Genomic DNA, 9,788 nt, shown 5'->3' with positions numbered 1-9,788 from the left:
TCCTTTCGGGTCAAACTTCCGCCACCACCCGGAAAAGGGGCGGCGCACCATTTACAACACTCAGCTAATATGATCGTGCCACAAGAAGTGATTCGGTGATAGCCTGACATGTGGCCCTGGCAATTGCTGCGCCCGTGGCGGGGGATGGTCCGATGTCGGATTCAGACATAGTTCCGCATCTTCGCATGCTGATGCGGGGTGACCGGCATTCCGGTGGCGGGCTGACGCGCGTTGGCCGGATTGTCAGGCTGATGCGTCCGGGGATCGCGCTGACGAACCGCGCGCTGCCCGGCCCGCCGCCACCCCTGCTGCCGTCAGGGCTGCGCGAGCATATGGACGCCCTCCAGCAGATCGCCGCCGCCTATTCCAGAAGCGTCGGCAGAATAGATGTGCGCCAGTCGGATGGCGCGTGGATGCGGGTGGGCACCGGCTGGGTCGTGAACGCCGGCGGCGGCGGGCGCAATGCCCGCATCCTCACCGCCGGTCACGTGCTGACCTACATGCTGAATTCCGGCCGACCGGTGACACGCAGGCTTGGCCGTCTTGCCGTAGGCACTGGCGATGGCCGTGCCCTGCGCCAGACCCGCATCACCTTCGCCGACCGACCGGATCCTGCGGCGCAGGGCATCGATATCGCTGCAGTGATTTGGCCACACGGACTGTGGGACGCGATGCTGTGCGAGCTTGACCGTCCGCTGGATCTTGCGCCGGAAAAGGTCCCGCCGCTGGAAATCGACCCCGGCCGGGCGCAGGGGCGGGACGACCCCGTCGCCGTTCTGGGCTACCCGGCCGCGCAAGGCTTTGTGCCGCCTGCGCTGGTCGGCGCGGGCGGGTTGGCCTCTGTCTTTGAAGGCGAGCTTGGCATCCTGAGGCTTTGTCCCGGCCGATGCCTCAACCCCGACGCGATGGCCGGTCCGGGACGTCCGACCACACACCAAGAGGCGGCGGCAAGGCTCATGGCGCATGATGCATCGACCCTCGGCGGCAATTCCGGGTCGCCGATATTCAACCTGCTGACCCGCCATGTGGTCGCGCTGCACACAAGCGGCGGCCAGTTTTTCCTCGGCGGCCCCGAGCACCCGGACGAAGCCAATCGCGGCGTGCCGATACCGCTGCTTCTTGCCGAGGCGCGGATGCGTGAGGAAATCGACGATGCCTTGCCGTCCGGCAGCCGCACCCCGGCCGAGCGGCAGCCGCCGGCGGCCTGGTCGCCCGCGCTGGCCGATCCCGACGATGAAGGCGTGTCGCCCTTCATCGGTACAGATCCAGCCGATCTGCCCCCCGCGCTGCTGGCCGCCGCCGTCGCAGACCGTCCCGACACCCGCGACCGGTTCTATGCCCCGCCGATGACCGCGCCTCGCGACGCCGTCCTGCCCGGCCGCGATCCCCGCCGGCGCATCCATAATCAAAGATCCGAGCCGGCTTGCGTCGGTTTCGCGTTGGCCGCGCTGATCGACGTGCAGCGGCGGGCAACCGATCCGGAGGCCAAACCGGTCAGCGCCCGGATGCTCTACGAGATGGCGCTGGCGCAGGATGAATGGATCGAGGACGGCGCCGGCGGCACGAGCCTGCGCGCGGGAATCAAGGGGTTCTTCCATTCCGGTGTCTGCGGCGCGGATGTGGCGCCGTTTGTGCCGGGCCAGCAGGGCTGGGCGTTCACCCGCCGCGCGGCGCGCGACGCCCGCAATGTGACGGCGGGCGCGTATTTCCGGCTGCGCCCGCAGCTCGCCGATTTCCAGTCCGCGATCCAGGAACTGGGCGCGGTGGCGGTGGCGGCGCATATCCATGCCGGCTGGATACGCAGCGATGGCAAGCGCATCCATTCCATCCGCCACAGCCAGGAACGGATCGGGGCCCATGCATTCGCGGTGATCGGCTACGACGCCGCGGGGTTCATCGTGCAAAATTCCTGGGGGCCGGACTGGGGCGGCTGGGGCGGCCGGGACGGCATGGCGCATTGGAGCTATGCCGACTGGGCCGAGAACCTGATCGATGCCTGGATTGTCCGTCTTGCCCCCAGCTCACCCTCGGCCTTCGGCCTGACCCCGGCAAGCGGCGCGGCAGCGAAAGATGACGGGCTGCCAGCCGCGACGGCAGCCCTGCCGCGGGCGCCGCGCCACGCGCTTCTGGGGCATGTGATCCATGCCGAACGTGATGGCATCGTCGAGGCCGGGCGGCTCGGCCTCGGGCTCGGCGCGTTGCGCGAGGCGGTGGGAGAGCTCAACGCGAACGAACTGCCGGAATGTCCGCAACTTGCCATCCTGCACCACGATCCCTTCCTGGGGGCCGAAGCAATTTCCCGCATCGCCGCCCACATGACGCCGGTTTTCCTGAAGAACGGCATCTTCCCCCTGCATATCGCCTACGGCGTCGATGAGGTCGCTACCGTCGCGGCGCGGATGCGGGCAGAGGCGGCATTGGTGTCGGAACGATTCGGCAGGCTGGCAGTGGACGGATCGGCCTATCTTGAACATCGTGCCGCGCGGCTCTGCGGCAGGATCCTTGCCGATTTCGCCGCCGAAGCCGACACGGCGGCAAGGCCAGGCGGTTCACTCTGGCAAGCGGGCGCCGCCCTCTGCATCGAGGCGGCAAAGGGCCGGGTCCTGTCGCTTCTGTCCTTCGGCACCGGGTCCATCGCTGCGGCTGCTCAGATAGATGAGGCGATGCGCCGCAACGACCCGAAGGTGACACGGTTCCTTCAGATTGCTCCGGTCGCACTGCCGAAGTACAGAAACGGCTATACCCACCGGATCTGGCCGCTCGGCCATGACCGTCAACCGGGCGACCTGCCCCCGTTCGCGTGCGATTGGGTGGATCTGGTGCAAACGGCGCTTGGCCAGAAAGCCTTCCCCTTGCGGGCAGGTTCAGGAGATAGGACGAATACGCCCGGCACGCTTGCCGCCTGCTGCAGCGATCCCAGCCTGCTGAATGCGCTTCTGGCGGAGATCAGGGGCCGGCCGCCGTCGCCCACGCGCCGCTTTGCCTGACGCAGCACTGTAGAGCTGCGCAGGAAGGTGGAGAGCGCGGCCGGAACAGGATCACCCTGTTCAAGCCTGTCGCGTTACGAGCGCGCGCGTGCAGTTCTGCCAACACATGACTGCGGGACTCTGAGCCGGGATTTTCGATGAAGCCCCTCCGCCACTACCTTCTATTAAATAGTCGTTTTAAAACCAGAATGCGGCGGTTTGCTCATCTTCTTCCCCGCTGCTTTCCCCTATCCACTTCCAAACACGTCAGACCGAAGCGCGATGACTGATGCCGGAGGGTTGTGGAGAATCGCGCGCGGATTGCGGGCCTGAACCGTGGGCAACTCGCGCCATTACGACATTCCAGAATTGCGGACGTGCGTATCTTGCAGCCAAAGCCGGTCGACGCGAGGGGCAAGCAGACTTTGCGACGCCCCTTCCCCGCCATCCTACCCCGGCCCCGCGCGGCGGCCCGTGGTGACGCTTTGTTTTCCCACCCGATACGGCAGGTGCAGGCGGTATGGCTGGGTCCAGTATCGTCATCGAGAAGTGGTTCGCACTTATCCAACGGTAATTTGGGAGCATTGGAACGAAGCGCCCGACCTTCGGCGGGGCGTTGACAGATTACACGGGGCCCTGCCTGTCCAGGTTCCGGCGCAGACGCCAGTTCAGCCTCGTCAGCAGCCTGACGCTCCGACTTCTTCGGTAAGTTGTCAGCTCTGCCGCAAGACGCTTCTTGTCAGCCTTCAGATCTTTGACCTGCTTCTGAAGCGACTTTAGCTGACGCTCTCTCTTCTGGCGCGGTGTCAGCAAGATCCCCGCATGCTCTGCGCCCAGCGACCTGTCATGGCGCACGAGTTTGCGAGATGACAATTCCGGTGTAAGGGCCTCCTCCAGAACGAAAGGCGCTTCCGGGTTTGCGGAGGGCTTTTCGTGAAGTGCGGGCGCATGGATGATGCGCGGTGAACCCAGCCTCTGGCCCCAATTCTCCAGATGCACATGTTTCATCAGGTTGTATTCCGGTCCAAGGACAGAATATCGCAGCCGGGAGCGCGCCAAGACCCGGCGCATGGCTGCTTGGTCGCGACGCTCCCCCTTCTCCCTTACTTCCCTGTCCCACTCCCTCAGAAAGGCATCGGTGGCCTGCGACTTGCGAACCGCCAGAACGCCGCTGTTGAGCGCCGAGATGCAGCGAGGCGGCTCGCCCTCCGGCAATATTCAACCTGACCTTTCTCGGCATGGGCGGCGAGAAGATCGAAGTCGTCAAGCGCGGTGAAAAGTTCGCTGACATCCGAGAGCGCGATGATATCCGCGTCCAGATACAGCGTGCGATCGAAACGCGACTTCCGAAGCGCCTCCATCTTCGGGCGAAAAAAGGATTCCGACAGCCGGTGGATCTGGCTGAATACCCGATCGGATTTGAGCGTCGCATCGGTGAACCAGTCGATCTCGACCGTTGGCATGCACTGCTTCAGCGTTCTCGCGGCACGGCGGGCCAGGATATTGTATGTCTTCCCCGTCGTGGCAAACACCACGCCCACGGTTTCGCTTCTCGAGTCCTGGCCGGTAGCATTCGACATTGAAAAATCCGAACAATAAATCCTTCCACTTCAACATCAAGACCGGGAGGCATGACTCCATCAAGGGGCCTCCAGCAAAAAAATCTGCACGTGCGTTCCGAGTGTTGCGCTCAGCCTGCCTGTCTCCGAGCAAGCTTCACACGCAGCTCCACCATTCGCGTGACCGTTCGCCGTGGCGATAAGGTTCCTGCGCAAACGTCCGGGCGCCCGCGCGGGGCTGCGCTTGGAACCATTATCGCAAAGGCGATTGAACGCTGGCCTCCTGCGCCCGGCCGGCCTGCGGCGGAACGGCAAGATTGCTGGCGTCCAGGGCATCCTGCAAGTCCTTGTCCACCCCGGCCATCAGCTTATGGACGCCGAACCGGGACAGGTGATTGTCGTCGATGTAAAGGGCCACGCCCGCCTCTATCCCCGCACAGGCGCGGTCGATGCCGTCGCACATCACCCGCGACGTTTCCAGCACCGTAAGATCGGGCGCGCGGATCGTGCGCAGGAAGTCGAGGACCGGTTCGGTCCGGCCGAGATACTGGGAAAACGGGATCGAGAACTCGACGGTCGCGTGATCTTCATCGAACGCGAAACGATTGCGGGCAAGATGGCCGATATCGCGGGGCATGTCGGGAACCGGCTCGAACAGGATGACGTTCGCTCCGGTGCCGATAAGCTGCATCAATCCCGAACGGATCATTTCCAGAACATCCACCGGCTGATCGGGCGAGGCGTCACCGGCCGGTATGATCCTGTGATCTTCGAAGAAGACCGGTTGCGGACGGAAGACAAGAACGATCACGTCGTAACCGGATTCCGCCACATGGCGATACATGGCGGTGTTGGCCGCATGGCAATCCCGGAACACCGTGCGATAGCCGGGAAACGGAACGCATCCGCCGAACGTGGCGACCGACGTCTCATAACCCGCCGAAACCAGCCGCGCGGCGACTGCCTCCGTCATGATCGACCCATGGCTGTCGCCCAGAAGGATCGCCCGCCGCGGCGGATCAGTGCCTGCGGCCGCAAACACGCATTCGGGCAACGGCGCGGTGAGGGCGGGGTTGAAGGCCAGATCGGTGTCGCATGGCAGGTTATCGATCTGCGCGCCGGCCAGGTCGCTTGTGATCTGCGCGAAGGTCAGACCGGAGGGGGCGGTGCGCTTCGGCCAGCCATCGGTGGCATCCCCCAGAAGCCCTGCCGCCACGAACACCACGGCGACAGACCCCGTCATCACGGCCACCTTCCTGTCGCCGACGACAAAGCCTTCCGGTCCCCGCGTCCGGAACGGCTTTTCGACGAAACGCCACGTAAACCATGAAAGCAGGATGGCCAGCGCGATGAGGGCGAATTTCAGGCTGACCGAGGGTTCGTCGGGCAAGCGCAGACGCGTGAATGCGAACAGCGGCTGATGCCACAGATACAGGCTGTAGCTGAGCAGCCCGATCCCGACCATCGGCCCGGTCGCAAGAAGGCGGCCGATCCCGCTGCTGCCGGAGGCGAACAGGATGACCAGCCCCGACCCGACGGTCGGAAGCAGGGCCTGCCAGGATGGCCAGCCGTGCTCGGAGCCGAACAGGACCGAGATTGCGATCAGGACCGCGCCAAGGATCGCGGCGGGGCCATTGGCCGGAATGTGCCAACGGGCAAGCACGATCGCACACATCGCCCCGATCAGCAGTTCCCACGCGCGAAACGGCAGAAGATAGAACGTCATCCCCGACCAGGTCTCACTCAACACAAGACACGCCGCAAGGCTGAGGGCCGCGATAAAGCCCAGAAGCGAGAGTGACAACCGGACCTTCCGCGCGCCCTTCCAGATAACCATCATGAGCGGGGGGAAGAACAGATAATATTGTTCCTCGACCCCAAGGCTCCATGTGTGAAGAAGCGGCTTCAGTTCGGCGGCGGTCGCGAAATAATCGCTTTTTATCCAGAAGAATATGTTGGACGAAAAGAACATCGTCGCCACGACGCTCTGCGCGAACTCGTTCAATTCCAACGGATACAGGATATGGAACGCCGCAAGACTGCTGAGAGCAAGCACGAAGAAAAGCGCGGGAAGAATGCGCCGGACGCGCCGCGTATAGAAATTCAGGATGCTGAATTTCCCCGCCTCCAGATCGCCGATAATCAGCGAGGTGATCAGATAGCCCGAAATCACGAAGAAAATATCGACGCCCGAAAACCCGCCATGGAACGGCCCGATCCCCGCATGGAAGAAAACGACCGGCAGGACGGCGATGGTTCTCAGCCCGTCTATCTCTGGGCGATATTTCATCGGATGACACTCCGAAAACGCATGATCGTGACATCGGCGGCACTGCGCCCAACACTGCTGGTCTCAGTCGACGATCTGCCGGTTCCGGTCAAGGATTTCTTGACCCCCTCTGCCCCGATAGACAGGTGCGGATCGGGGTTTCGGGCTTTTGTGCACTTTTAACGGCGTCGAACAGCCGATGCCCCCGACTAGCCCGCTTCCTGCGCGATGATCCCGGCGGCGGTGGTCAGGTCCTGCCTGAACTGCGCCGTTGCGCGCGCGCGCTCTGCCGCGTCGGGCGTCCGCAGCAGGTAGGACGGGTGCAGGGTGATCAGCACCGGCAGGTCGTTGGGTCCGGTCTCGATCCTGCCGCGCCGGGACAGGATGGCCGTGCCATTGCCGGTCAGGCTTTGCGCGGCGGTGGCACCCATGGCCAGGATCAGTCGCGGGCGGACCTGCGCGATCTCGGCGTCCAGCCACCAGCGGCAGTGATGGATCTCGGAGGTGTTGGGTCGCTGGTGGATGCGCCGCTTGCCGCGGGCGACGAACTTGAAATGCTTGACCGCATTGGTGACGAAGGCGGCGTCGCGGTCCAGCCCCGCCTCGGCGGCGAGGCTGTCGAACATCTGCCCGGCCGGGCCGACAAAGGGCCGCCCGCTCAGATCCTCAAGATCGCCGGGCTGTTCGCCGACCACCATCAGATCCGCATCGGCGGGGCCTTCGCCCGGCACCGCCTGCGTCGCGTGGCAATGCAGCGCGCAGCGCGTGCAGGCGCGGATCGCGCGGGGAAGATCCTCGGCCGGGCCGTCCCACGCCGATGCGCAGGAGGCCAGTTGCGCCTGTGCCGGCGCCATCCGGGCGGGCGGCAGCGTCGGCGCGGCGGCGGCCATCGCATCTGCGCGGCCCGGCGCCTGCGCGATCATCTGCGGAATAAGCGCGGCCTCGGGCATGTTCTTCCAGTATTTCTTCGGCATCTCGGATTGCATCGCCTGCACTTTCAGCCGCGCCGGATTGAAGATGTTCTGAAAATACGTGATCCACAGCGCCTCGCCGGCATCCTCGGGCAGGTCTGGCCGGGCATATCCCTGGTGAAAGGACAGTTCGCCCTGCTCGAAGATGGCCGAGATGTCGGGGGTCAGGATACGCCAGTCCATGTCGGAAAAGCGGCGCACGAAAAAATCCGCCGTCGGCTCGACCGTGTGGTGGCTGGGCTCGAACCACGCGGCAAAGCTGCGCCGGGCGGCGTCGGGCGCGCCGATTTCGCGAAAGCGCACGAAAGCCTTCATCTTGTGCTGGCAGCGGCGGACGTTCTTTTCCATCTGCCGCAGCTTTGCCAACTCGGCATCGCCGCGATCCGCCATCAGATGCGGCGCGTCCTTCAGCCGCCACAGGAATGCATACAGCCGCGCAAAGCGTTCGGGGTCGCTGTGCCACACGGCGGTTTCGGCCATGGCGACGAAGCTGCGCGGCACCGTCACCGTTCCGCCGCCCGGTGGCGGGCTGTCGCCGCCGAAAAGATCGGGGGCGGCTGCGTGATCGCCCCACAGGATGTGTTCGGGCGGCACGCCGGCGGCCAGAAACCCGCGCGCGGCGTCGCGCCACGCCTTGGCGGTGCCGATGCGCGGCAGGCTGACCCGGTGCATCAGAACAGCGCCAGCTGTTCGGGCGGCGGCGCGAAGCGCGCGCGCAGATCGGCGCTGTCGGTCAGGCTGCCCGGCGTCCAGCCCCCGGCGGTGACAAAGGCGCGCGCCTTCTTCATGGCGGCGCCCATCCGCAGAAGATCCTCGAACCGCAGCGTGCGGTGGCGGCGCGTCGCCAGGATCCGGTCCACGGTCTTGATCCCGAATCCCGGCACACGCAGCAGCAATTCGCGACTGGCGCGGTTCACATCCAGCGGAAACACCCCGCGATGCGCCAGCGCCCAGGCCAGCTTGGGGTCGATGTCCAGATCCAGATTGCCGTCGCGCGTCACCGAGGTGATCTCGTCCAGCCCGAAATCATAGAAACGCAGCAGCCAGTCCGCCTGATAAAGCCGGTGCTCGCGTTCCAGGGGCGGGCGGATCAGCGGCAGCTTGGCCGAACTGTCGGGAATGGGCGAGAAGGCCGAGTAATAGACCCGCTTCAGCCTGTAGCTGGCGTAAAGCCGCGTCGACTGGCGCAGGACCGTCGCGTCGTTCGATCCGTCCGCACCGATGATCATCTGCGTGGACTGGCCCGCCGGGGCGAAGCGGGGCGGGCGCTTGCCGGTAAACGTCCTCTCCTTGTTTGCGTCCCGCGCCATGCGGACATTGGCCATGGCGCGGCGGATATGTTCGGGCTTCTTCTCGGGCGCGTATTGGGCAAGGGCGGAATCGGTGGGCAGTTCGACATTGATCGACAGGCGGTCGGCCAGCCGGCCGGCCTCTGCGATCAGGTCGGGCGAGGCGTCGGGAATCGTCTTCAGATGGATATAGCCGCGGAAATTTTCCTCGTGCCGCAGCTTGCGGGCGATCTGCACCATGTCTGACATGGTCGCATCGGGCGACCGGATCACGCCCGAGGACAAAAACAGCCCCTCGATGTAATTGCGCCGATAGAACTCGATGGTCAGCCGCACCGCCTCATCGACGCTGAACCGCGCGCGGGGCACGTTCGAGGAAACGCGGTTGATGCAATAGCTGCAATCGTAGATGCAGAAATTCGTCATCAGGATCTTCAACAGGCTGATGCAGCGCCCGTCGGGGGTATAGGCGTGGCAGATGCCGCTGCCTTCGTTCGACCCCAGCCCCTTGCCATCGCGGGAATGACGTCTGGTCGAGCCTGACGAGGCGCAGGACGCGTCGTATTTCGCCGCATCGCTGAGAATCGCCAGTTTCTGATCCAGTGTCTGTCGTGCCATCTGTTCTTGATATGTTCCAGACCACGGCTTGTCATCAATCCAGATTGATCCTGCCGCAGATATGCGCGTGATTCCGCCTGAACCGCGCCCGGCCCTGACGGCCGCCCGTTCCCGGT

At 64.7% G+C, this 9,788-nt stretch carries 6 protein-coding genes; 1 reads left to right on the top strand and 5 read right to left on the bottom strand.

What is annotated here, in order from left to right; genetic code table 11:
- The first annotated feature begins 185 nt into the window (after positions 1-185).
- Positions 186-2,987, top strand: coding sequence for a trypsin-like peptidase domain-containing protein (locus JHW45_RS06225; RefSeq protein ID WP_272860062.1), 2,802 nt, complete (start codon positions 186-188; stop codon positions 2,985-2,987).
- Between the two features lie 603 nt (positions 2,988-3,590).
- Here JHW45_RS06225 and JHW45_RS06220 read toward each other — a convergent pair.
- From JHW45_RS06220 to JHW45_RS06200, 5 genes are all read right to left on the bottom strand, one after another.
- Complete coding sequence (locus tag JHW45_RS06220) at positions 3,591-4,181, bottom strand: putative nucleotide-diphospho-sugar transferase (protein ID WP_272860061.1); 591 nt, start codon at positions 4,179-4,181, stop codon at positions 3,591-3,593.
- On the bottom strand, positions 4,091-4,546 hold the full coding sequence (locus tag JHW45_RS06215; protein WP_272860060.1) for a hypothetical protein: 456 nt from the start codon (positions 4,544-4,546) through the stop codon (positions 4,091-4,093). Before JHW45_RS06215 ends, JHW45_RS06220 begins: the two co-directional genes overlap by 91 nt.
- A gap of 232 nt (positions 4,547-4,778) precedes the next feature.
- Positions 4,779-6,815 (bottom strand): acyltransferase family protein, encoded by a 2,037-nt coding sequence (locus tag JHW45_RS06210; protein ID WP_272860059.1) that lies wholly within the window; start codon positions 6,813-6,815, stop codon positions 4,779-4,781.
- Positions 6,816-7,003: 188 nt separating this feature from the next.
- Positions 7,004-8,437, bottom strand: a complete 1,434-nt coding sequence (locus tag JHW45_RS06205) for a UdgX family uracil-DNA binding protein (protein ID WP_272860058.1) — start codon at positions 8,435-8,437, stop codon at positions 7,004-7,006.
- Complete coding sequence (locus tag JHW45_RS06200; protein ID WP_272860057.1) at positions 8,437-9,672, bottom strand: putative DNA modification/repair radical SAM protein; 1,236 nt, start codon at positions 9,670-9,672, stop codon at positions 8,437-8,439. Before JHW45_RS06200 ends, JHW45_RS06205 begins: the two co-directional genes overlap by 1 nt.
- Between the last annotated feature and the right edge of the window lie 116 nt (positions 9,673-9,788).

The organism is Paracoccus stylophorae (genome assembly GCF_028553765.1).
Taxonomy (GTDB): Bacteria; Pseudomonadota; Alphaproteobacteria; order Rhodobacterales; family Rhodobacteraceae; genus Paracoccus; species Paracoccus stylophorae.
Note: the sequence above shows the minus strand (reverse complement) of the source record. Positions and strands in the feature narration are given on the sequence as shown.

Bases quoted from the DNA above. Each gene is read 5' to 3' on its own strand.
- JHW45_RS06215 (WP_272860060.1), bottom strand. From the start codon at position 4,546: ATGTCGAATGCTACCGGCCAGGACTCGAGAAGCGAAACCGTGGGCGTG.
- JHW45_RS06210 (WP_272860059.1), bottom strand. From the start codon at position 6,815: ATGAAATATCGCCCAGAGATAGACGGGCTGAGAACCATCGCCGTCCTG.
- JHW45_RS06225 (WP_272860062.1), top strand. From the start codon at position 186: ATGCTGATGCGGGGTGACCGGCATTCCGGTGGCGGGCTGACGCGCGTT.
- JHW45_RS06205 (WP_272860058.1), bottom strand. From the start codon at position 8,437: ATGCACCGGGTCAGCCTGCCGCGCATCGGCACCGCCAAGGCGTGGCGC.
- JHW45_RS06200 (WP_272860057.1), bottom strand. From the start codon at position 9,672: ATGGCACGACAGACACTGGATCAGAAACTGGCGATTCTCAGCGATGCG.